Source organism: Paenibacillus agricola, from assembly GCF_011440305.1.
Taxonomy (GTDB): domain Bacteria; phylum Bacillota; class Bacilli; order Paenibacillales; family NBRC-103111; genus Paenibacillus_S; species Paenibacillus_S agricola.
Map to the genome: position 1 here is coordinate 45,122 of NZ_JAAOIW010000023.1, position 24,587 is coordinate 69,708.

Below are 24,587 nucleotides of genomic sequence, written 5' to 3' on the forward strand. Positions count from 1 at the left end.
TTTTTGTAATTCATATAAATATTACTCAAATGGCTTACCCGTCAATTTATGAATAACTTTGCAGAACCTCTTCCATTCTTTTGGATAATCATTACTTCCTGATTTTTCGATACATATATCATCAAATTCAATATCCAGACTCCACTGCGTTCCATCAAGTGTATTAGGGTCGATATACTCATTCTTCCAGCTCAAAATACGAGATTTACTCAATGCTTCTCTAAATGTATTCATACTCTCAATATCCAACTGTAAAATTAAACCAGGTTCAAAATCATCTCCTCTTGCCTCCCAAGTTATTTTACCTCTATCAAATTCGACTTCGACTGTATAGCTAGTACCAAAATATCCCCCAACAGATGCAACTATTCGTTTAATATTTTCATATTCCGTTTTCATAAAATCTACCTCTCCAATTTAAATCAAGCCATAAATGATACTGCCGTGATCATTTAATTTTGTCCCGATAAAAATAAAAAACCGAAGGCGATAATAACCTCCAGTTCTATTTTCTAACAATATTCAGGGTAAAGCAACAATTTTCCAGTTATCATATAGATATAGGTTAGAGGGAATGTTTAAATCGATTATTCAAAATATCAATAAACTTTCTATGCATAAATGCATTATCTTCCACATTTGAGATCGTTCGATGATGCTAGACTAGATGGGAAGTTTCTCGATTTAAGATAGATAGATAGATAATGAGTTGAATCCATTCTCTTTGGTCTATTGAAGATGCTAAATTGATAATATAGGATCATACTCTAGATAGTTTAGAGATATTTCCTTGAGTATTTGTATACTTGTATATGCCGCATAATGCTGGAAATCATCTGATTTTTCATGATCAGCAAAATCACAGACTGATTTTAAAGCAAATACTTTGGGATGAGGATGAAGGCTATTTTTCATTGCATAATATAATCCATATACCTCCATATCAACACCCAACAATTTTCTGTTTTGTTTCTTTATCGACTCAATAATGGTTCCATCAGCTAATACTGCTGAACCCGAACCCACTGGACCAATATGTATTTTCAATACACTTTGAGGCTTCGGTAAAGTCCAACTGGTTCTTATTTTATCAAGGAGCACATTGTCTTTACTAATTTCATTCAATATAGCTCTAACATCATCATCAATTCTAATTTGTATTGGGTCTTGCAAGAAAGTTTGCACACCATCTATTTTTACATATTTACCGTTACCATAATCCCACGATGGATCAGGCACTAGTACATCACCTAAATCAACTTTATTATATACCCCTGCTGCAATACCTGTCATAACTAAATAATTAGGTTTAAAATGAAATTGAATCTTCATACTTAATGTTGTTGTTGCCGGCATACCCATTTGATTAGCTGCAGCTGCAATCCCTTTAATTATTCTTTCACCTTGATTAAATGAAAACTTGTAATAGTACTGATTATCATTTGGTAGTTTCAGAACTTCCCATGTCGAAGCAGTATTTTTGATGCTTTCAAGTTCCACTTTTTCTAGTGCACATATAATCGCTAGATGATATTCAAATTGATCTTTTTTTCTTTTATCCAAGCCTTCCTTATATTGAAAAATATCATTTATACTACTCGATAAACTTTTTTCCCAATTTGTAGAGGTCTCATCATATTTGATTATTTTAACTAAATTATTTTCAAATATATTTGTAGCATCCTGAAAGCTTTCGGTGTGAGCTGTTAAACAAATAATATTCGCTGGAATATTATTTCTAACATTTCCTTTAATTTCTTTCAATAGTCTTATTCCACCATCAATTATTATTTCCGAATCGAATCTATTAGGAACCTGTATATCTAATATAAAGAGATCGTATTGAATATTTCTCAGTTCTTTCTTTGCAGATATAATATCCGAAACTATCACAATATCGCATGACTTTTCAGTTTCAAAGTGTGAAATCACCGAACCAATATTTTTCATTTTTTCATGATTATCTTCCATTATCAAAATTTTTATCATCCGGAAATTTGCTCACTTTCTTTAGTATATTTATCAATATATTTAATTAGGTCCTGTTTCCAATTATCTTGTGCTGCATTGTAATATACTGTTCCCATGTAAATATTTGAAAAGCTCTCTTTTAATTCAATATTAAGCTGGCTTAAAGTTACGTTTTCTATTAATTCACCAAAATTTTCAAATTGTGTTACTACCACTGTTGGAATAAAAATATTCTTTCTATACATTTGTCTTAATATATCTTTTCCAGCAAATGGTCTTAAACGCCCACCTGTTTCTTTGTTTGAGATATCGAAAGTTGGCATACTCATGTCTAATATTAGTAACTTGTACTTCTGTCTGTTACCTAATATTTCTTTTAAACCACTTTGAAATGAATTGCGTCTTGTTATTGTAATAGATGGGTAAACATTATTTAATTCATCTACTATTTGTTTGATTTTATTTTGATCATCTTCAATCATTAATATATTCAACAGAGTAATTCCTTTCCGTTCATTTTAATTATCACCTTATATGATTTACTCTCTACTTCTATGTTGATAGTATGTTTACAACCCAAGTCTACAGAAAGGATTTTGATAATTTTTAATAATCCGGAACCACCTTCAGTATTTACTTTATCAAATTCATTTTCAATGTTTAATTTTTCTACACGTTTAGCTGAACTGCTTACCAATTCATCGTAATCTTTACCTATTATATTTATTTCGTTTTTCACTTCTATCACAAGAAACCCATCTCTATTCAAAAATATAATATTGCATTTTGTAACATCTAGGTTGCTATGTTCAATTACATTAGCAATTAAAATATAAAATATCTGAGTCATGCTTCCTAAAGTTTGTCCCTTTAATCTTAAAGATTCATCAATATCATATATGGGTATCAAGTTAACATTTTTGGGTCTTAACATTTCTATTGCTACCTTGCAAGGGGTAGCTAAAAAATAATCAGAGTATTTTGCTGTTAGATCCCGTGTAAACCAATTTGTTAATTTATCTAATTCTCTTTGAATACTTATTCTTGCCGAATATATATATGAATTCAGTTCCGTCAAATCTAAATCAAGCATTTTAATGTTTTTTTCTAAATTGACTAACTCGTAATCAAACAATCTTTTTAATTCAAATGTGATTTTTGATCGTATTCCCGCTAAATTCATATCAGTTTTTTGCCATAAATACGAAAAAACTATATCTATGAATTCTTCGTAAGGTGTCTCATCATTTATTTTATGTTTAAGCTCTAGTAGTTCACGTTCAAGATTATAGATTGAATAGTCAAATAGCCCTAGAGGATTTTTGTTATCCTCTATATTAATTCGTATCCATTGGTTTTTAATCATATCTATTAAAACATCAATTTGCTCCGAAAACTCAGCAAGAAAACTCAAGAGTTTTTCTACATCAGCTTTATCCTCATATTTATTTTTCCAAAAAACATTTTCATGATAGTTATTATAATCTCTTTTGGTAATTAACTTATTTACCTCTAAAGGACTTCTAAGTTGTCCTGTTATAGTCCCATGCCTTATACCTAGACTTAAATATCCATCCAATCCATATTGATTACTGGAAACAAAAAAGTTTCTTATCTCTAAAATCATACTATTTAATAAGTTTTCTTTTTCATTAATCGGTAATCTAATTTTAATTAATTCTCCGTTTTCTGTATTGAAAGTTATATATTCATTGAAAGAAAATAAAGTATTAAAACTTTCCATATTTTTATAACGGATAAAACTTTCTTTAATATTTTTTTCAATTGTTTTTTTTATACCATCTACGTCAACATAAATTTTACTCATTTCAATATTTTGCATATTTTCTATGATCATAAGTCTTTCAGAAATATTTTCAATTTCGATTAAATATAACTTTTTATTAGATGAATCAATTTCACAGAGAATATTGTATATTTCAATTCTTTCTTTCTCAATTTCTTTAGTACTATTAAAAACAACGTGGTTATCCATTATATTAAATACGCATATAAATCTTAAAAAATATATTAAAATTTCTTTATCGATTTCAGATATATGCTCCATTATTTTCGAAGGTTTATCTATTCCTATTGCATCTAAAAAATCTTCATAAGCTTCAAACTTAAGTGTTTCTTTATCAAAATTAATATATTTAGTACATATATCATAAAGTATTGATAAGGTGATTTTATTAGTTCCTTCTACAGTTTTTCCATTTTCAATTCTGTCAAGAATTTGAATAATGGGCATTCTTACATACATATTAACATTATGGAAATATGTTCTAATCATTAATTTCAAACATTCGTCAATATTATTTAATTCTAATAAACATACTAATAAACCAATTGTCGAATCTTGTTTTGTAATTCTGTCACTACTATCTATCATTTCTGTGTATAATTTTTTTGCATTTAAATAATCATTTTTACTAGTTAATATTCTAGATAAATACATATTTTTTCTTTCATTTGGAATATCTACAGATTTAAGTAGAGGTATATCATTCAATATAAGCGATTCATACAGACGAATGCACTGACGTTCACTATACATTTTTTTTAGTTTTTCTAAATTATTCATTCCTTTGCCTTCATCAATTATATGTAAACTAACCAAAGGGTTTTCGGGTTGTAAGTTTAGAACTCCAAATAAAATACTTCTAGATTTCTGAATATCAAATTCCACACTAGAATATTCTTTTACGACAATAGCATTGATTTTAGCAGCCCATTTATGATGTGAAAACATATCTATTATTTTAGACAGTTTTAAAAAAGAGTCATTAGCTTTATTATTTTTCAAAATAATGTTTAATAAATAACCAGTTATTACTTGAATTAGATTGATGGGTTCTAAATTTATTTCATTCTTTACTCTAATCTTACTTTTAATATTAATTTCATACATCTCTATTAATGTAGGGTCATCTTTTATTATTCTTTCGGATAATTCTGCCGACTTCAAATAATTCCCATTAGTATATTGATCAAGAGCATCATAATATAAATCTGTATTTTTATTATAAACATAATCAATTTCCCCACCCAAAATAACTAGCAATGTTTTTAAATTTTCATCTTCGATGACTGGAATCAATCTACCAAGTAGAAATATTAAGTTGGAAGTTGTCTCGGGAGTTATTTCATTATTTGTTTTGCTAGCAATAATAATTTCAATAACTTTCATAAAAGTTAGATATCGATCAATCATTGACATAGAAAACTCTCTTGCCATAACTTGGATTAAATCTAAATCAGGATTACTATCAATACCACTTAATTTAAATGGTATATAGCTCGCTAAAATATTCAGTCCAGATTCTTTTAAGTCAATAATAAGTTCATTTATTTTATGTTTGTATTTTATAGAACTCGTATTTAAATCAGCTCTACTACTAATGTAAAATGTTAAAAATTTTACAACTGGATCCTCATCTCTTTTATTAAACAAAGATTTAGTATATTTATTTTTAAGTTCGACTCCTTTATCACTCTGTATCAGAGAAATTTGGCTTTCAATCAACCATATTGAATAACCAAATTTTTCAAAAATCTGTTTTAATATACTATAACATTCTTGATATTCTGATTTTAATATGCAATATTCATAATTCTTCTTCAAAATTAGAAAATCATTTATTTCCTTTGCATAGTATTTAATATTCAATGAATACCATGTTAATTCTTTAATAATATTCTTTGTTTGTATCGAATCTGGACCAGTGCCCAATTCAGACAAATTTCTGGGAAATGGTATACCACAAATTTGTTTTTTATAACCTAAGCTAATAAACTTTTTCATATAGTCTTCTATTGACTGATAGGTGTGTTCATTTTTTAACTTATACAAAATTGAAGATGAATTTTTTCTATGAAAACCATCGAGTAAAGAAGAACCTCTGTTTCTAAGCTTATTTATCTTCACAATTTATCCCTCGCTATTTTGAAATATGTTTTATATGTGAATCAATTTCATAAAGATTAATACTTGAAGCCATATGGACAGAATAATGAAGTTGAGTGTTTTAAAAATTAAGAGACTTTCTTGGCAGAACGTTCCAGGGTTTGGTTCCATCGATCCACGGTTAGTTTGCTAGCGGTATAAGTTAAGCAGGAAAAATAAAAGTCCACTTGTGCCTTCGTGCCACGGTGCCTCATGTTGTTCAGTTGAAAGTACTCCTTGAGATAGGCATGGACGCGTTCAACGGCTGTCCGCTTTTTGTAAAGATCGTAATAACCATCGCTTCCCCTTGCCGGAACCGTGTACTTTCGGGGGTCTGAATCCCTTTTAATTTTAAAAACTTTCTGGCAAGTCCCATCGTTAAACGGGCAACTCGTACATTCTTTAGGCTGCGTGTACTTCAGCGTGTTGTACTTGGCATCACAGCTATCGTATCGGTAGCTGTTGCCCTCTTTGCAAACGGGACGGAAGTACTTGTCTTTGCCTTCAACAAGCGATTCTTTCCTGCGGTTGTAGTCGATAAGCGCCTGGGCTCCCATGCCCTCGACTTGCTTGTAGATCGGTGCCAAGTCATAGCCGGCGTCTGCCAAAACTTGCTTCACCTCCAGCTCCGGATGGTGTTCAGCTAACATTTTTAACAAGGGGATCGCCATTTTTCCGTCGTTGATCGAACCCGAAGACAGCAAAGCGGTAAGGATGTACTGGCTTTTGCAATCCACTAGAAGATGGGCTTTAAAGCCATACCAAAATACGTTTTTGCCTGCTGAATTTTTCTTGACTCCCCATTCCGGTGCGAGGGGAATCTGGCCACGGAGTTGAGTGAAGGTACACGGAAGCTGTTCTTCTACTTTCTTTTCGAAAAGTGGCCGGTTGGCCTCGATTTCCAGCTGTTCTTGCAGCCATTTCTCCCGTTCCGCTTTGGATTTACGGCCACGCTTCTTTTTCGGGATTTCCGTTGGCAGTTCTTCCACATCCACCTTCTTTTTCTCGGGCTGGCGGTCTCGGGACTCGACATGGGTGGCATCCATCGCTACAGTGGATGCATCCAGAAATCCCTCTTGGAAAGCGAGGCGGACCAGCGCCTCCTGCGTTTGTTCAAATACGGCAGAGCCTTGCAGCTTTTGGATCAGGCGGCTATACGTAGCCTCACTTGGGATGCGGTCGGATCCGGTAAATCCACAATTGAGATTAAATTCGACGCTTTGTTTTAACCGTTTCCGTAAATCCTTGATGGTAGGAATCCGCTCGATCACCCGGATAAACAAAGACCGGAGCATGGCTGTGTAGTTCAGTTGAGTAGGTGCTCCTAAAACAAACTTTTTGGATACGACCTTCAAAAAAGGACGGATATCCAACGTGTTGAAAAAGAACCCGTAGGTATCTTGGGGAGACAAATTCAATAAATCTTCTAACGTAAACAAGCTTTCCTGGTGTACACTAGACATAGGGAGTCCAACCTTTCTCTGTGTGAAGTAGGGGTACTTAACACTTCGAGATTTGGGGAGGTACTCCTTTTTCCTTGCCTTAAAGACTTAAACCCAGCAAGGGTTTGGACTTATGAAATTCATTCATGTATAAAATCAAAGCAACTCATTAAATTTCTTTATGTCTTTCCTCGAGTAGATTTCAACAATTAATTTTTCCATTAATCTAAACAGTTCTGACCATTGTACTCTTATTTTTAGGAAAGAATCAGAATCAAATCTATAAATTTGAGGGTCAGTTATTTCAATATTCCTTGTGTGGAAGTTATACATAATTATCCCTTCTTTGATAGACTCATAAATTTACACAAGATAAATATTTTTCGCTACTATAAAACTTACGCCAGATACACATTCTCATTGTGCCATCTCAAAAACTGTGTGGATGGTCTTTCATTCTGCTGTTCAGGAATCTCGGCTAGTCTCTTTCCATGAAATGCATAGTACTCTTTACCGTTTCCATAATCCTCTTTAAGTCTGTTGCTAACTTCAATTTGGAGTTCTTCATTAATTGTGATATAGCCTCGATCAAATAACGTATGCATATCTTTCCTCAACAGCAAGCCATTACTGGTCAAATGAGGTCCATTTTGAGAATATGGTTTGATATGTGCAGCCTCCAAAACTGGCAACGTTTTTTCTCCTGTTATTGCACAGCGGCGATGATAAGCTTCGGTCACGATAACCTTGAATGTGCCTTGACCTATTCTCGGATAAACAGTTTGTCCCGAGCCATAACGGTTGGACTCATTGATTTCCATTACGTATTCAGAATCCCAGTATGACAATGGATCAAGTTTTTCTTGAACTTTTCCATATAGAGCAAGCCCGATTTCTGTATCCGTGGAATACGTTTTACCTTGTACAATATTGGGCTTCCAATCTTCCGGCACAGGAATCCAATCACGTTTTTCGAAGAAAAAAGGCAATGCAAGGATGATGCAGCCGATGGTTGGATCAGGCTCCGAGCGAAAGTCACTTTTCCGGTATTTATGGATGCCATTCCTAAAACTTATATAATCAGTCATCCCATTTTTAATGCCGAAAGCTTCCCACGCCAAAGACACTGGCAGGAAGGAATGCCGAACAAAAAAACCACCACCGACTATAAAGTTATGTGGACTATGCAGTTTGAATAGGAACATATCATTCTTCTGTATGGCTTTAAACGTTTGCTTGCCACCTGGTTGCCAGAAGTTCACTTCATCTGGCTGTATATTTGACAGGTGTTGAAACCAATTCTGGTCTGTAACTCCGATAAAGAATTTCAAGCTCATCACTCCGATAATCCTATCATTTATAGTCCTTTAGACTTATTCCACAATCTAACTGAAAATTCCTTTATTCGACATTTTATTTCCATAGTTATACAAGACTAGCTTGCATTAATCTGTCAGCAAGTGGATGTTCGAATAAATCTTTCTATCACTTTCGTTTAATTTTTTCCACATGTTCAGCCCTTAATGCAGGGTCAGTAATGTTTGCTTTTTTTATCATGTTAAATAGATTCATTACGTCAGAATCTTGTAGTATTGATTTTTTTAATACAGCTTTCATTCTTAATATTTTTCTACTAATGAATTCTGAGAGCTCCACATCGTAAACAATTAGTTCATTTGACTCTATATTTCTCAAACTAGGGTCTATACTGAATCTACACCGCATTGTAAATGAGATCATTGATACGAATATCAAATCGGGATTTCCTTTTATCGTCGATTCCAGTGCTTTGATGTGTCCATAATTTTGTTTTAGTGGATTGTACATTTTGAATCGATTATTAACTGTCCAGTATGTATCGTCTCTCAGACCTTTTATTTCACCGTTATAATTTTTGGTTTCAATGACGAATAAACCAAAAGGAGAAATAACTACATGATCAATTTGAGAAAAACCAGTACGTGATTTCGAATTTCTAACCATCAGATCGCTTAAATATTTACAATCTTTAGGGAGTTGGTCAAGTTGGATATTAATTTTGTATTCGCCTAATTCACCAATTCGTGTCGATTCGACTTTTTTACGTGGCTTGGATGATTTTGAGGGTATTGAAATAGGGGCAATTGAGGATTTTTTAAACATCGCAAGTATTTTTTTGAACATCGTAAGCCTCCAGCGAATCATTGATTGATGAAGACTTATTCCACAATCCAACTGGAAATTCCTTTATTCGACATATTATTTCCAGTAGGATATATTGAATAAACACACTTGATACAGCCCCAACTTGTCCGATGATGGACTGGGAGACCCGTTCACCCCAAGCCGCAGGTATGAACGAGAACTGGAGGCTCGCCGGAGACTTCGGTGCAGTCGACAGTATCGTACTTGCCAAAAATGGTGGGCTGGAACTTATGAATTGTGATGATTATTTCAAATTAACATAGCCAAAGTGATATTGGCTGTTATTAATAACTTGTTGCAAATCCATTCCTGATGAAGTAATTTGGAAAAGTTGAGCCTTAAGAGTAGATTCAGGTTGTAAATCTTCAATTTTAATCCAAATACGTGCTGATTCACCATGCCATGCTGCAGGGTAGTCGTCGTTTGATAAACTTTTAGGCTCTGTGAACGACTTAATTTCCAAAACATTGGCTTTATATGCAATGTCATTGTTACCGCCAGCAGTTCTTCCGATAGCAAAGATAATAGTCACTTTTTCGCCGCGGTTAATTGCTTTGTTATACGCCGCTACACGTTTTGGTGACATACCGTAATAGAGAGCTTGCGTTGAAAACCATGTAAATCCTCTCACGGCTTGGTCTGCGATGTATAGCTGCATGGTTTCGTGACCGTTATATTCGTTGCCTTGATTATCACGCGAGGTTGCGAGTTTCATAAAGATGAAACTAACATCAGAAAGATTTACTTCGTCTGAATCACGGTCAGATAACATCTGCCTTACGGATTCGATGTTTAAATATTTCCTTTTTAGTTCCATATAGAGTTCCTCGTCTTTGGCAATCATGTACATCTCCAGCATATCATTAAGTGCAACGGTTTTCGTTAGCCCTCGTTGCAAAACAAATTCATCGAACATCTGCTGGACTGTTTCGTGGGCGTTTATGGTCATGTAATTTTTTCGTGGCATAATATTTTCCTCTTCTCATCATAATTTGTACTACTGTTCCGGTAGAGTATTTAGATTGTACTACCTTCCCGATAGAATATCAAGAGAGGAAGTAAAAATGGTGGTTTTTATTCAGACAACAATTAGATTTGAGAAAATGGATATAGAGTAAATTCATATAAATTTATTGCCATAAACGTTAAAAAAGCCACATCTGATTAGACGTGGCAGTTTACGCTTATTTAATTATAACGAAATGCAGCCTTTTCGCGTTTAGGGGGTGCAACCGCAAACAAACGGCTATTAAGTTAGTCATCGTTGGGCAGATACCAGCCGTGTTCACGATGTCTTGTTTCTGCGTTCGGATGCTCCTTTTCGTATTTTTCATTCGACCGTCTAACCATTTCGTCGTTTAATCTTTCCATTTCATAGGTTCTGTCGCCGCCACCATCTTTCAGCAATACTAACCTTCTTGTTTCATACTCATCTGCAAGTTCTTCATCCGACGCTGTGTCAAGCAAGTTTTCGAAACTGCTTTTGAAGAGGTTACCAAATAATCCCATAATATTCTCCTCCATACAGATTTATTTGAGGTGATTGCGGCGACAACTAAATCATGATGCGACACGTTATAGCTTGAATTGGACAAGACGAGGACAAATCGCTGTATGGAAACGGAATGAGCAAAATATCTCCTTGCCTACACATCGTTCCATACCTCGTCATCAACTGGATTATTCCAAAAGTCCATACTCGTCATGCTTGCTTGTTCGAGATTCTTTAATGTTTCGCGTTCGCGTTTCATGTTCAAGTATCCAATGAAGTCAAGCACGTCTACTGCATCTTGTTCAGGAATTCGATCAATCATTCGCTTTAATTCATCTCTGTTCACGTTCATCCGCAGCACCACCTTTTCGTTCTGAAACCATTATACCATAGTTAGGATTATCTCATCATTCTATGACCATTCAATCCTCCCGATATATCCTTACCACGCACTCCACATGTGTTGTATGCGGGAATATACTTAGTTGGAATTTTGGGATATAGTTTTTAATTTATAATGGTTTTCTCAGCTTTCTTAGCGTTCTTTGTTCAAAATAGATGAATTAGAACAAGGAGTGCAAGCCATTTCAGATTTGTTTACAACTGTAAATTTCATTAAACAACTTTATTTCAGATTAAACAACCTTATTTCAGCTAGCCACTGTCCCTTCCGTAATAGGTGGCTGGGGTGCTTGTTGGGGTTTCGCCGCTCCACTTCCTTTGCTTCAACCAATGCGGCTAATGCCGTGTGACGCAACCAATAGCCTTTGGGCTACCGTAGTCTGTGCGGTGTAAATCGGGGTCCAATTGTGTTTTGCACCGTCGCGGCAACGTTCCGGCACTCTTTGCGGCGATTTCGCCGATCAGTTCTATGCGGACTGGCATGACGAGCTTTCATGTTTTTATTGCGTGAAAAGTGGTCGGCAACTAGCAGAGCTGTCTCGGACGCGGACTCTATACACTGGAACCCATTAAGTCGCGCTGCCCGTTGAAAATGTTTGCAAGGTCGCTTGGCAAACAAGCCGTCTAACAGAAGTCGGCTGGAAGTGCTTGCAATGCTAGGCGAGTACAAACGGGCGTTTGTGTCCTCAAGCCTTGTGGAATACACGACTATAGCCCCCACTGTTGGGCGGTCGTGTAGGCTGTACACTTTTGTGGGTACTTTGGTGCACTCCACGCTGTTAGCCTAGCTTTCACACGTTAATTCCAGCGGGCCAAAGCAAACGACAGCGCTTCGACCAGTGGACGGTCACCACTGGACTGTAAAAGCATGAACGTTTGTTTGTATTCCTTGGCATAGCTAAAAGGGAACCACGAAAGGTTCCCTCTTTTTATCTAGGTTGAATCATTATTTAGAAAGTAAACAGGTAGACAGAGTCAACTGTCAGGATGCCACAAGTTGTAGATCAACATCTGGTTTGCTCAAGTCATTTTTACCATTTCTAAACTTTGCTGACTTTTTTGCTGAATAATTTGGAATTCGCTTTATTATATAAACTTATAATAACCTTTACGTCGTCCAGAACAATTTCAACATCCGGATAATAATCGTCATTATGAAGATATTCCAAGTGTTTTTTGGAATCCTCTATAATAGTATCAATGCTTTGGCGTATATCCTTGTTTTGTTTGATAAAACCTTCTGAATACACTAAGGTTGGAAAGTTATTAACGACAATTAGCAAACCATCTTTCAGTAAACTATGACAGTCATCGAATAGCGGATATTCATCTAGCAGTAACTCGTCATATTGTGTTTTGTAATCTTTAAGTAGCTGATGAACCTGTTGGTAAAAAGCACGTTCACTTTCATTTGATACCTTATTTCTATCAAACAATGTAAGAACTGTATCAAATATATCTTTCAGCATAATACAACCACCCTTATTTCCTAGTATTACTATATATAGTATTATATGTTGCTAAATAAATCATCTATTATTTTTGAGGCATACACACCACTAAACAACGACAGCAGCAATCGCACCAATTCAAACTGTGTAGTCAATCGAGTAGGAGGGGACTAGCCGTCCCCTCCTACTCGATCTTAATATCTTATGTGGATGGAAATATCTTTGTACAATTTAGTGGATGGTTCTACGGAAAGAGAGTATTTCCCTGCAATTAGTGTACTATTTTGACGAGTCTTAATGGCACCATTTAGTGTGTCAGCAAAAGAGTCATCGACTGGAATGCCGGCAGCTTGCATGACTTTAACCATCAATTCAAGTGTTGCTGTATCTTTTCCAGTACCTGTCGAAATCATTTCAACCCCTATCATTTTTGGATTGGATTCCAATTTAACTAATCCAATCTTTTTATCCACCGACAATACGACGACTGCATCCTTTTCAACCCGTACAGTTAGACCGTTATCTTCTGCAACTTTGGTTACAGCATCCTTGATTTCAGCAATACGTGGTAACAAGTCTGTAGTTGGCAGACTAGGCAGTGCAGTTGTAGGAGTAGGTGCTGTAGGTCTAGGTTTAATGCTACTTAAGCCTTTGTCTTTCAAGTTCTTAACAAATGGATTGCTTCGGCACGAGTCAAGCTGTCTGCACCTTTGTAGCCTTCGATAGTAGCGGAATCTTTACCTGAAGAATATCCTTTAGCCAACAAGTACTGGATGGCATCTCCACTTGTAAAATTGTAACCTACAGAACCGACAATGATTTCAGCAACCTTTTGACGATTAATCGCTTCGTTACGAATCGCGGCATCAGCAAAGCCGTTCATGGGGTAGTTTTGCTGTTTAGCGAAATCGTAAATAGCGTCTGCCCAGTGGTTCATTTTGTTGTTAGGAACGGGCTTAATACCATACGCTTTGGAAAACATGCCGAGGAACTCAGCTTCAGTAATTTGTTTGTCGGGAAGGAAAGAACCATCTGGGTAACCGTCGACCACTTCATTTTCTTGGGCCCACTTAATTGTGCTTTCTGCCCAGTGATTGCTGGTGTCCGTCAATGGGACTGCTGCCGCGTACATCAGTATGATGGTAGACAGCATGGTGCAAGTAACAACTACACTTGCAAACCATTTTGTAGATTTCTTCAAGCGTCTTCCTCCTCGTAGTCGTACTAATGATAACCCTATGTATAGTAAAATTTACCTATGAAATATTATCCTGTTTTCGAGGCATTATTACCTGAGCAACTGTACAACGCTGTGCTGGTAAGGGGATTATTCACTATGAATTCGACATACCCCATTGGCAGTGTAGCCGTAAGCAGTGCCAGTGTGAGATAGGTTATTTTGAAGAATATAGGCTTGCCTCCTTTTTCAAAACAGTTTAGCGCGGAGAAAGGCGTTGTGTCAGTGTAATTTCACGTGGTTTAACAGCGTTTAACCATGCTTCGGGCTTAGCGTCCGGTGAGACTCAGCGGCTTAGGGTGGTGTACGCCATGGGCTGGATGTTTGAGGTCGGGGAAGGTACAGCGCACGTTTTGGCGCGTGTGGCTCAGCGTTTGGAAGCAGAGGAAGCCTACACAGGAACAGCAGTAGTGGTGCGGCAGGGTGCAGTCGGCGGGCAGTGGAAGATTCTGTGTATACACGTTTCACGTGCCATGTAGCGTTGCGCTTGGTTTTGCTTGGAAGGGTACCCAAGTCCTACAAAGCGAGAGGGCGTCTTGTCGGTAAGGTTGCAGAGGTATACGGTTGATTTTGATCAGTTGGTTCCAGTTGGCGTTTGAATTGGCGTGTCGTCCCTTGGTGCTAACCTTCTCACGGCGCAGGCCAATGCACCGGCACGTGTTGCCCATTTGGTCAGAGAGCGCGGCTGGGGGCTGTAGCGGCAGTTTGGGGGTGTACAGATGGTTGGGCGGCGCAAGGTTTACTGGCGGCATTGCACAACGGGTCGGCAGTAGGGTTGGATGCCACCAGTGCCACTGTTGTGGTACTTAGTGCCACCCCTACCGCAACGCCGCGGCGTTCTTGTCCGCAAGGGCGAGCTGGGGTTCGGGTCTCTCCGGAACTGCCACCCCGGTGAGTGCGGTGGCAGTTCGTTATGAGTTCTGGTATAACATTTCCCGTCCATGATCTATCCACCAATTACAAAGCGTTTTTTAATGCATCAAAATGACGAATCAACCACTCGAAGTGTTGCTCGTATAATTCCGTATTGTGTATATCCGCCTCAATAGAATATAGAATTCGTTTTGCGGTACTTTTGTCTCGGCTGGTATACCACTCGAGAGAGAACCCACAGGTGTTTTCAATTTCTTCTTTATTTGATTCGAGCCGAGCAAAATCCTCTGGGCGATAAACGTAAATCCCAATACGCAGAATTTTCTTTCTAACAAGCTGAAAAAACAAGTGGTAGTCTCGGCTATCAACCGTTACGTCATACCAGTCGACATAGGATGGCTTCCGGGAAGCAATATCCTCTTCACGCCCATGATCACGGCAATACTGAACAAAGCGTGTCCAAAAATCTTTCCGAAGATAATGCCTTTCGGACAATTCCTTTGAAGTCGCTGCTGTGGTCTCTGTTAGCTCGGTAACCCCTGGAACGGGCAATTCGGGAGTGTCCAAGCGTTTATCCTTGACAAAGGATATATGAAGCAAGTCCATCATCTGTTTGTCCTCAAATTTAATGCACCAGCGTAACTCCAAAAAACGTAGCAGAGCAAGACCGCGGTTCAAAATATTCTCAGCTGTCCAATTCTGCTTTTTCGCTACTTCTATTTCCGAATGAGAGCCATTTTCGTAGCCTCTGCGCCCTGCCGCAGAGGAGCTTTTTTTATCTGGAAAACTGTCGTTTTGCAAACTGGAATTAATGCTTTGCGCCAGAGGAAGTAGATTTCCTAGCGATACGGACAGCAGTTTTATTTCGTTGTCCGTGTATTGCCGGAACTGGTTGCGCCAATACCATTTCGTAGGCGTCTGAGGCAAAATATGCTCTATTGTTATTTTGTCTTTATCAACCTTTGTAAAGAGATTCCAGTCAACCTTTTGCAGGTTGTTCTGCGTGGCTTTGTCGTACTCATATTCATAAAGAAAATAGCGCAAATCACGCCAGCCATAAAAGCCCTCGCCTGAAACAAACCGCCGATCCGTGCGTGCAATAAAATTAGTGATGATTGATGACATGTCTTTATCAACAGTATTATTGATATCCTGGGTAACCTCAGCAAGGGAAGTAATCCCACTTAAAACTTCTCTTGATTTGTTATAGTAGTCACTGCTTTTATAACTTGCCTGAAACCCGCCCATTCTGAACGCTAGAAATATATACCGTTCTATAGTTTGAAAAAGGCTTATACGGTCTGCTGCAGATGTGCTTTCCATTGAAGCGAGCGTGACGGCAACAAGTGGACGGAAATATCCAATTCCAATTCGATTGAGTTTATCAATCCACACTTTTTCTCCGTCGGTTAATGTGGTGCTGTCATTTGGAAAGAAGCTGTAATACCAATGTTCTGCCAGAGTCTTGAGGCTGTTAACATAATCGCTAATCTCTTTTGGCGCAAGACGACTGACTATAATTACTTCTGGCTCAGTCGTCTGGACTACTTCTTCATCTTCATGCTCCTGCTCAAAACCGGGTAATGGTTCGTCTATCTCCTCAGCCAGAGTCATGGTTTGCTTTTCGAAGATGTTTTTTGCTGAGAACTTACTAAGCAAAAATCGAATGTAGTCATCACCTTTTTTACGTGAATATTGGAAATATGTAATCCAGTGAGCGCGCAGAAAATCATCATCGGACAAAGGAGCATTTTGATTGCGACCAAGTTGATAGTAAATTCTTTCCACGAATCGTTGATATTTTTCCGCAACTGCTCTTTGTCAGTATTGTCAAGCTGATGATCTTCGAAAAGCGTTGTAAGATAAATCAACCGGTTTTTGAGTAGTTCTAGGTTTGTCAGTTTTTTGCCACGATTATTCATGGTTTCAAATGCCACAAATACATCATAATCATCTTCGATTTCGTGGATATTGAACATAAGCCTTAATGTAAGTTTTTTGTAAACACGTTCAATACCCCTAAACCCTTCACTGATATATAGCTGCTGTAGGTTTTCGGAAAAGAAGGTTTTTGCGTATTTCAGATTCTTTGTATAATAAGTTTCAAACACATAACCGCCAAAAGGTTCCTCAAACACTTTATATTTCAAGTAATCCGCGCTCGGATTATCGGTTTCATATCCGAACAAATAGGTAGTGACGAGATTCTGCGGCGGACGTTTTCTAAGGACATATTTAGCCTTTATATCTTTTAAGGACTCGTAGCCGATAAATATTTCCTCATCTGTTTTTTTGGCGTTTTCCGGAAGCCTTTGAACGAATGTTACAAGCTCATTCATAAGAATAGAAAATGTGGTCAATCGTTGTTGCCCGTCCACAACATGAAAAGCTGTAAAGCCAATGTCTAAAAGCCATGCATCATCTTTCCATGTTCGCGTTTCCATTTGGCTGACAGCCTTCAAAGAGAGCAAACCGGTATAGTGGTACCTATCCTCATGTAGATTCATCAAATCATCCCAAAAATCAACAAGCTGCTCATGCTTCCATGCATAACCGCGCTGGTAATCAGGTATACGAAAAAGTTTATTTTGAAACAGCACAGAAAGCGGCTGTAATTCGTTAGCCATTACTGTAAACCCCCTACCCAAATTCTGTTAACCGCGCTAATAATCTTTTCCAATACGACGGATATTTTCTTCAATGATTTTTTCAAATCGAAGTAAAGCTTTTGCATTTTCACTTAATCTCCGTGACAATTTTGTTGTAGTCGTTTGTATTGAACAGCAATGTAGCATAGTTTTTGAAATTCGACATATTCCATACATTTCCTGCTTTATTTGGTATTTGAATCTACAACTCTATTCCTCTACGCCATAAGATTCACAAATAAATAGGGCGTGCTTTTATGCACAGCCCATACAATATTCCTTCAATGTTTTTACTTGTAACAAACCGTCAACTCAATCCGTTTATCCTCCCGTATAACCTATGCCTTGACCCATTCCATACTTTTCTCATTCCATTTGTAAAACAATTCAGAAAGCGGCGAATTTAACTCGCTTTCTAAAACAACTCTAACTTTAAAATCTACCAGCAGTTCCTCAATCGGCTTCAGCCAATTTATATTCTCAGTGAGAACAATGATTCGCCGCTGCTGATTTGGCTTCCTAAATCGCCATTCTTGCTGGATTTCCCGTGTGTTTTCTTTGACGACCAAGATATCAATAGGCTCCGCCATCTCTATGGTGCCAACAAAAGGTTGGCCAGAACAATAGATGGCAGGCTTATTTGAAATAAACTTGCTAAATAATTTAAAAAAAGCAAATCGCTGCAACACTTCAGCCGTTTTATAGTCCATCCAGTAGTTGACTTCATCAACCATATCGAAATATTTCAAGCTGGATAACCCCAATGTGTAAAAATACCAGGTTTGCCTGGCAGCCCCCCCTGATTCGGCTTTGCCGATTTGAATAATCGGATGCTCCAACACCTTTTTATCCCGTATGAGTTGATTTATCATCCCCTTATCGCCTTTTAGAAAAATCTTTCTATATTGAGCACTTCCAATAAACCTCATATCTCGTAATGGTTTAAGGACTTCAAGCTCTTTTTTTGAGAATTTCACTTTCAAGCTGCTGGCTATTTCACTTGACTCGATCACCTTATATTGAGTTTCCCATTTATAATTTTCTGTTGAGAACGGAGAAATTGGCATATGCTGCTCCCCTTAAATCTTTTGAGAGATTTTACCGTACATTTTTTGTTTTTTTTCGTCAATAGTAACGATCGTTATAGCAACTCGGTCATGCTTGGAGACCTTGCCTATTTTCATGTGCCTGCAGAGGATATCAACACCGGATTCCAGGTTGACGAAAACCCCGTACTCCACAACGCCAGTCACTGTGCCAACACGAGTCTGTCCTTTTTGATAGCGTGTAAGGCAATCCGGGTAAGGGTTTTTCATAGTCGCTTTATGGCTGACTTTCACATGTTTCTTTTCTTTATCCAATTCTACTATTTTAACGCTTAGATGATCGCCAACGTTGTACTTTTCCTCCAATACGTCTATCCATTCATAGCTTAATTCATCTGCCTTTAAAGCCACTTCTATACCGCCAATATCTACTTTAATCCTATTAATATTCACATCTCGTACAACTGCATATAGCTGCTGGTCCAACTCCATACGGTTCCATGTCATGGAAGCCATCTGTTCAAGTGCAGCTTGGCGGGATCCAGTAAATATATTAGCACTTCGGTCATAATTGATTACTTTGAAAGCGATCCGCCTCCCGAGGTATTGCTTAAGCTGCTCTTCTTTTTCTACACCAGATAACTTAAGAGGGATCATGCCGCGGATCGTGCCATATTGGATCAACCCAACGATTTCTTTGCCTTCTTTGTCTATGCCTATAAGTTCAGCTTGTAGTATCGTTTGGTTTTGTACAGCTGTGTAAACCTCCTGCCAGTGCTCATCAATTGGATTTCGCTTAATTTTACTTTCATCGAATCCCTCAACCGTATTTTTCAAATATTCAGGTGTTTTTAATTCTTCCATCACTTTTGCCCCCTAAGTTAGTTTTTTTCGATTAAATCCATTTCTCCAGCAAGAAAGAAATCATCTTTCTTTTTGCCACTTGCTATATCGAGCTGGTTCCGCAGAGCTTCACTCTGCTTTTTGGCAGCTTCTGGTTGCTCACTTACTTCGACAGCCTTGCTCTTAACTGTTTCAATTGGTTGCAGCACTGGCTGGCGTGTCTTTTCATGCTCGTGAACCTCTGGCCGATCTGCTTTAGGCAGCTTCGCCAGCTCTTCAGGTTGCTTTTGTTTAACGATAAATTTAAGCTTGGACAATGGCTTCGCTTCTAAGGCATCAATATCATTAGAAAGATCTTTTGATTCTTTCCCATTTGTTGCATTTTCCAATTCTTCCAGCACTTTCGCCCTCTCCACATTTGCCTTATAGTTTTTTACGCACCACTTAATTAAATTGAAATCCCCCTTTTCTAGTTGGGCAACTTCATTATCCAGCAGCTGCTCCCTCCAATCCTTGGGAATGAATACTCCTTTGCCGATTTTCGGTCGTTGCGGGTGACCATCACTAAGCATTTTGTGAAAGAAATGATACTTGGGTATGCCATCCATTATTTGAGTGTATGTATACCGCAGCTTTGTTTTTTCGGTATCTCGGTAACTATCTGGCATAAACTTAGGCTTGAGTAAATGCGGCTTGTACGTAGATTGCCTCTCAGTTATCGGATCCTCCCCGAACTCTCGTTCCATTTCCTTAGCATCTACAGCACCAACACCCACAAAAATGATTTTGTTTCGGCATGATGTCATAAAAGCTTGCTTCATTGCCCTGCCACTTAATTTTCCGGATTCCACTTCTAACTGTGCAAGAGATTGTACAGCGAATATACCTGCTGTCTTATATTCAGCCGCTATGGAAAGAAACCGTTCGTTTTCTGGTGTCATATAGCGGCTTGCCTCGTCTATGATCATATAGTGAGGGATACGTGTACTTTCGCTCCCAGTTCTACGATAGGTAGCACTTTGCAAATGCATCATAGCGAATTGTCCAAAGGCATCTCCTGCATCACGCAATTTGCCCATTGCCGTATTAATTGCTAGAATGCCACCTAACTCTAAGTGAGCGTCCAAATTGAAGCTGCTTTTACCCATCAAAACTTTTTTTAGATAACGATTGCTTGTGATATTCTCTAATTGACCACGTAAACCCATAACATACTTTTGATATTCCTGACGTTGAGCCCCCAAAAGTTCCGTCTCGAAGAACTGCACCAAATCGGATGAACCTTCTATTTTTTTTAAAGCAGCGACTTTATTATCCAAAGCTTTAGGGTCCCGAATCGTCATAACAACATCCATTAGGTTAATATCATCACCATGCAGTGTTTTCAGCAGTTGTGTAATTTTTCGTGCTGATAATTCTTGGATGATTGAAAAAAATGCTTCTTGCTTACCAAACAAGCTTTTAAGAACAGTTACAGTCGCTTCTGATATATCGTCGATATCTCCCTCCATGACATTGAAAATGCCACTATTATCATCCAGAGGATCGATATGGTTGTATGGAAGCCCTAGCGCTATACTAGTATCAGCGACCATCCTGGCTACATCACCTTTAGGTTCTATTACCGTTAATCCACATCGCTTACCTTTCTTTTTTGCCATTAACAATTGATAGATGATTGGCTTCAGAATGGTTGCTGTTTTCCCGCATCGAGTAGGCCCCACTATTAACAGATGGGTAAAGGCATCCATTCCACCCCACATGATTTTTTCTTTAGTTGCTACCGCTACCATTGTAAGCCCCCTTTTGGAAAGACCTTTCTATCTTTCCCTCTCCCTCACAACCTCACCGATTTCAAACATGATTCCCTCTAAATCTGCATCAGGGTTAACCGCTGGATCCGGAATGCCTTTAATTTGCATTTTGAATTCATTCCACCTATCCCTCCAGGTCTTGGGCTCCTCCATTACGATGCTCTCGCTACCGCGATCCACGTTCCCCCAGCGACCATCCAGCATGCCAATAGCCCGATACCCTATCAACACCATATATGCGGAAAATAGGAAACTGACGACCATAATGATTCTCATAGTGGTACTAGGTTTTAATAGCGAAATACTGCTTGACCAATCTTGGAAAGCATAGCAACCAATCGCTACATTGATTAGTAATACGATCGATATTACATGTAGCATAACGCCGTACTGCTTTTGCAGTACTTTTGCATACACCATGTACGCTAGCAATAGGAATGCCAGGATTAGTGGTATTAATGGTTTCATCCTCGGTTCTCCTGAAAATACCAAGAACCACATTAATACAGCTCCAAGTACTCCTACGATCTTAAGGATCGTATTAACCAATTGAATACATCCCTTCAAATAGAATCATCTTTCTATTGTGTGCCTGTTTCTCATTCGGATGGTTTTGGTATTTTTTCAATATCTTCCGATATGTCCATAACCACCATTTCCAAATGTGAGTGATGTTTCAAATATGGCTCTATTTCATGGACATATGCATTCCAGGTAAACACTAGACACTTCTTCTGTTGTTCCATATGAGCAAGGTCCCCGTATAACTGTAACGAATACGTTCGGTGTAGATCGTGAGTCAAATACTCCATAACGTATTTCCTCTCTCCTTCATGGACAATTTCATAAGGAGCCAGCATATATTTGTTCGATGATTGGATGATTTCCCCATAGTTAGTAGTGAAATATTTCACAAGGCAGGTGGTTTCCAAAGTCCTATTGATTATCTCCACTGATTTTGTGACAAATGGGAGCACATGTACCTGGGCGATCAGCCGCTCACTATCCACAGCCTTTTTATGCGCTTCTCTAATGCGAACATAATCATCCTTTTCGCCCAACGTCCGGTATAAGATCAAAGCACGTTCAAACTGGGAAGATTTTATCTCAGACATTAAAAAACTGATTGTACGATCTTGGAAATTGCGGTCTATCAGATACAACGGGTAATCAATACCCGAAGGAGAGATTAATACACCCAATACCATGCAACTTCTATTCAGATTCCGCTCTTTTTTAAAGACTCTGCTGTCTTTAAACTTCCAACCATCCTTCCGCAAATTCACATATAAATTTCTTGCATCCAGTGAATTTTTGAGATGATAATCCGAATTGAGCTTGCGGTGGTGATATGATAGCACAACCTCGCTTTGCTCAATGAGTCCCTCATCTAGCAAAGCTTTAATCCCCTTCTCTCCTATCGATACAACACCAACTTTTACATTTCCAAGGAATTTCGACTTTACCAGTACATACTTCTGCTTCTCCAGGACCTCAAGCCTCTTATACACATAACTTTGGTTGTTCTCGGAGAAATACATTTGACGAATTTGCTTGATCGTAAGGGCTCGGTATCGGAATAGATCATCCATCAATTCCATATCCCTTTTCTTAAGACGAATCACTTTATCACCTCCCCTCATGCAGCACGTCCCTTCTCCCACTACCTCCACCTGTCCGGTGTCGTACGTAGTCGAACCCTGAAGACGCAACCCTCTCTATGCCACCGGCACTACGTCAAACTCTCCCATTCCTTCCACCTGTCGGTGTCATCCATGGTCGAGTCCCGAGCTTTTTCAATAGCACCTAGGCGATTTTTCTCCATGCCGCATATCCCATTTCAAATGTTTAGCTTACCAATACGAGGCATCACTGAAGCGATAAACATTCAGTGCGGCTGTTTGTCCTACGCAATCTATCGGCATGCTGCCTCACGCTTGCTTCTCCAAACTACCCGTTTTTCGATAAAAAACGTAAATATAGTTATTTGTACCTATTCTAATCGATTTATTTTGGAAAATAAAGTGGTAAATGTCATTATTTTCTTTATATCCAAATTGGTGTTACTGATATGAAAAAAAACCCTTTATTTTTTGGGCACAATGGGATATTAATAATAATGATTTAGTTATCTTCTCAAAATGTGGAAATGGTAGGCTTCATGCACCCGACTAATTATTACTTTATAATTGGAATTTTATGTGTTATTTTCATCAACTTTCTTGATTAAATCTAATTTCGCTTTCTCTGCTGTTATATAGATTTGCACATAGTTTTTTGCATCCTTCGATGCATAGCCACAATCCATTAAAGAGACATTTTTCCATTCATCATCTTTTATCAATTGGCTCAGTTTAACAGCATCGATAAGGTATTTTCGATTGCGATTATCTAGATCCCTGAGGGTTATATCCGCAAATACATGAGCAATAATGATGATGACCTTCTCCTTAAAACGAGTCTGGACATTCTGTCTTTTTACAGCCTGGCTAACAGCTGAGATATAGTATTCTTTCGTCAAAAGACGATATTTTTCACGTTGGTGATCCTTCCTGTCACCATGTTCAAAATATAGTGGGAGCATACCTTCAAAGGTTATTTCGATAACCGGTTCAACTAGGTTATATGCCTTGATCTGGCAGACCGGAAGCGCCTCCTGGTAAGAGACTCCAAATTCATAGGGATACATAGCAGATAATTGATGATAAAGCAGCTGCCGCGCAATTTCCAAGCTTGCAATCGCGTCCTGCAGCCTTTTAATATTAGTTTCCTCAATTGTATTCATCGAATCCTCCTATAGGCTATAAACTATCAATACAGAAGCAGCAATAAAGGGCGCAAGCGGGACGCTGTGATCCATCATAAAGCGCTTTAATACGTATAAAACCAGGTAATAGAGGCATAGTAACAAACTAAAAAATACAAGTGATAATAGGGTCATTTCTACCCCTAATATGAGGCCAATAACACCATAAAACTTTATATCCCCACCTCCTATCTTACCATTTGACATATAAGCTGCTAGAAACAACACTCCAAAGCCAATAAGAGCTCCCAACAAGTAATTGCCTATTGCAAAGGGTTGGCTGATTAGCCGCAAAATTAGAGCTATTGGTGTAATTACTAAGAGCAAATTGTTAGGTATTATCCTCCATCGCAGGTCGGTATATATAACAATTAAGAGAGTCAGAACCAACAAAACATGGACTATTTTCTCCATTTAAATGCTAACCAC

The 24,587-nt window shown here is 38.0% G+C and carries 24 protein-coding genes; 2 read left to right on the forward strand and 22 right to left on the reverse strand.

The window, feature by feature from the left end; translation table 11 throughout:
* Positions 1-21: 21 nt before the first annotated feature.
* The 7 genes from G9U52_RS34500 to G9U52_RS34530 all read right to left on the reverse strand — a co-directional run bounded on the left by G9U52_RS34500 (position 22) and on the right by G9U52_RS34530 (position 9,525).
* On the reverse strand, positions 22-399 hold the full coding sequence (locus tag G9U52_RS34500) for a hypothetical protein (RefSeq protein ID WP_166156598.1): 378 nt from the start codon (positions 397-399) through the stop codon (positions 22-24).
* A 342-nt stretch (positions 400-741) separates the two neighbouring features.
* A complete protein-coding gene (locus tag G9U52_RS34505; protein WP_207953388.1) occupies positions 742-1,971 on the reverse strand; it encodes a phosphorylase family protein in 1,230 nt (409 codons plus the stop codon).
* Between the two features lie 14 nt (positions 1,972-1,985).
* A complete protein-coding gene (locus tag G9U52_RS34510) occupies positions 1,986-2,453 on the reverse strand; it encodes a hypothetical protein (RefSeq protein ID WP_207953389.1) in 468 nt (155 codons plus the stop codon).
* An 8-nt stretch (positions 2,454-2,461) separates the two neighbouring features.
* The gene (locus tag G9U52_RS34515) at positions 2,462-5,902 is read right to left on the reverse strand and encodes a hypothetical protein (protein ID WP_166156607.1); all 3,441 of its coding nucleotides are present in this window, start codon (positions 5,900-5,902) and stop codon (positions 2,462-2,464) included.
* Between the two features lie 107 nt (positions 5,903-6,009).
* The gene (locus G9U52_RS34520; protein WP_166156610.1) at positions 6,010-7,383 is read right to left on the reverse strand and encodes a transposase; all 1,374 of its coding nucleotides are present in this window, start codon (positions 7,381-7,383) and stop codon (positions 6,010-6,012) included.
* Positions 7,384-7,760: 377 nt separating this feature from the next.
* The gene (locus tag G9U52_RS34525; RefSeq protein WP_207953390.1) at positions 7,761-8,699 is read right to left on the reverse strand and encodes an HNH endonuclease; all 939 of its coding nucleotides are present in this window, start codon (positions 8,697-8,699) and stop codon (positions 7,761-7,763) included.
* A gap of 148 nt (positions 8,700-8,847) precedes the next feature.
* A complete protein-coding gene (locus G9U52_RS34530; protein WP_166156613.1) occupies positions 8,848-9,525 on the reverse strand; it encodes a nuclease-related domain-containing protein in 678 nt (225 codons plus the stop codon).
* A 131-nt stretch (positions 9,526-9,656) separates the two neighbouring features.
* On the opposite strand from G9U52_RS34530, the gene G9U52_RS39540 reads away from it, so the two are divergent.
* Positions 9,657-9,809 carry a hypothetical protein gene (locus tag G9U52_RS39540; protein ID WP_207953391.1) on the forward strand — a complete coding sequence of 51 codons (153 nt, stop codon included), beginning with the start codon at positions 9,657-9,659 and terminating at the stop codon, positions 9,807-9,809.
* On the opposite strand, the gene G9U52_RS34535 is transcribed toward G9U52_RS39540, so the two are convergent.
* The 6 genes from G9U52_RS34535 to G9U52_RS34560 all read right to left on the reverse strand — a co-directional run bounded on the left by G9U52_RS34535 (position 9,791) and on the right by G9U52_RS34560 (position 14,092).
* Positions 9,791-10,513: a hypothetical protein gene (locus G9U52_RS34535; RefSeq protein ID WP_166156616.1), complete on the reverse strand. Its 723-nt coding sequence runs from the start codon at positions 10,511-10,513 to the stop codon at positions 9,791-9,793. The genes G9U52_RS39540 and G9U52_RS34535 overlap by 19 nt on opposite strands.
* 287 nt (positions 10,514-10,800) lie before the next feature.
* On the reverse strand, positions 10,801-11,055 hold the full coding sequence (locus tag G9U52_RS34540; protein ID WP_166156619.1) for a hypothetical protein: 255 nt from the start codon (positions 11,053-11,055) through the stop codon (positions 10,801-10,803).
* A 137-nt stretch (positions 11,056-11,192) separates the two neighbouring features.
* The gene (locus G9U52_RS34545; RefSeq protein WP_166156623.1) at positions 11,193-11,390 is read right to left on the reverse strand and encodes a DUF2281 domain-containing protein; all 198 of its coding nucleotides are present in this window, start codon (positions 11,388-11,390) and stop codon (positions 11,193-11,195) included.
* A gap of 1,090 nt (positions 11,391-12,480) precedes the next feature.
* Complete coding sequence (locus tag G9U52_RS34550) at positions 12,481-12,909, reverse strand: hypothetical protein (RefSeq protein ID WP_166156626.1); 429 nt, start codon at positions 12,907-12,909, stop codon at positions 12,481-12,483.
* Positions 12,910-13,085: 176 nt separating this feature from the next.
* Positions 13,086-13,553 carry a hypothetical protein gene (locus G9U52_RS34555; RefSeq protein WP_166156629.1) on the reverse strand — a complete coding sequence of 156 codons (468 nt, stop codon included), beginning with the start codon at positions 13,551-13,553 and terminating at the stop codon, positions 13,086-13,088.
* Entirely contained in the window at positions 13,550-14,092 is a 543-nt protein-coding gene (locus G9U52_RS34560; protein ID WP_166156632.1) for an S-layer homology domain-containing protein, read from the reverse strand. The genes G9U52_RS34555 and G9U52_RS34560 overlap by 4 nt, the downstream gene beginning before the upstream one ends.
* 347 nt (positions 14,093-14,439) lie before the next feature.
* Between G9U52_RS34560 and G9U52_RS34565 the strand changes: the two genes are divergently transcribed.
* Positions 14,440-14,607, forward strand: a complete 168-nt coding sequence (locus G9U52_RS34565) for a hypothetical protein (protein ID WP_166156635.1) — start codon at positions 14,440-14,442, stop codon at positions 14,605-14,607.
* A gap of 478 nt (positions 14,608-15,085) precedes the next feature.
* On the opposite strand, the gene G9U52_RS40480 is transcribed toward G9U52_RS34565, so the two are convergent.
* The 9 genes from G9U52_RS40480 to G9U52_RS34605 all read right to left on the reverse strand — a co-directional run bounded on the left by G9U52_RS40480 (position 15,086) and on the right by G9U52_RS34605 (position 24,572).
* Complete coding sequence (locus G9U52_RS40480) at positions 15,086-16,615, reverse strand: DUF4268 domain-containing protein (protein ID WP_311764976.1); 1,530 nt, start codon at positions 16,613-16,615, stop codon at positions 15,086-15,088.
* Positions 16,612-17,628 carry a DUF262 domain-containing protein gene (locus G9U52_RS40485; protein ID WP_243767733.1) on the reverse strand — a complete coding sequence of 339 codons (1,017 nt, stop codon included), beginning with the start codon at positions 17,626-17,628 and terminating at the stop codon, positions 16,612-16,614. Before G9U52_RS40485 ends, G9U52_RS40480 begins: the two co-directional genes overlap by 4 nt.
* 359 nt (positions 17,629-17,987) lie before the next feature.
* Positions 17,988-18,716, reverse strand: a complete 729-nt coding sequence (locus G9U52_RS34575; RefSeq protein WP_166156638.1) for a hypothetical protein — start codon at positions 18,714-18,716, stop codon at positions 17,988-17,990.
* A gap of 12 nt (positions 18,717-18,728) precedes the next feature.
* Positions 18,729-19,559, reverse strand: a complete 831-nt coding sequence (locus G9U52_RS34580) for a S1 RNA-binding domain-containing protein (protein WP_166156641.1) — start codon at positions 19,557-19,559, stop codon at positions 18,729-18,731.
* A gap of 17 nt (positions 19,560-19,576) precedes the next feature.
* The gene (locus G9U52_RS34585) at positions 19,577-21,331 is read right to left on the reverse strand and encodes a type IV secretory system conjugative DNA transfer family protein (protein WP_166156644.1); all 1,755 of its coding nucleotides are present in this window, start codon (positions 21,329-21,331) and stop codon (positions 19,577-19,579) included.
* A gap of 27 nt (positions 21,332-21,358) precedes the next feature.
* Positions 21,359-21,820, reverse strand: coding sequence for a hypothetical protein (locus G9U52_RS34590; RefSeq protein WP_166156647.1), 462 nt, complete (start codon positions 21,818-21,820; stop codon positions 21,359-21,361).
* A 131-nt stretch (positions 21,821-21,951) separates the two neighbouring features.
* A complete protein-coding gene (locus tag G9U52_RS34595) occupies positions 21,952-22,977 on the reverse strand; it encodes a hypothetical protein (RefSeq protein WP_166156650.1) in 1,026 nt (341 codons plus the stop codon).
* Positions 22,978-23,549: 572 nt separating this feature from the next.
* Entirely contained in the window at positions 23,550-24,137 is a 588-nt protein-coding gene (locus tag G9U52_RS34600; RefSeq protein ID WP_166156653.1) for a RusA family crossover junction endodeoxyribonuclease, read from the reverse strand.
* A gap of 9 nt (positions 24,138-24,146) precedes the next feature.
* Positions 24,147-24,572 carry a prepilin peptidase gene (locus G9U52_RS34605; RefSeq protein ID WP_166156655.1) on the reverse strand — a complete coding sequence of 142 codons (426 nt, stop codon included), beginning with the start codon at positions 24,570-24,572 and terminating at the stop codon, positions 24,147-24,149.
* Positions 24,573-24,587: the final 15 nt, after the last annotated feature.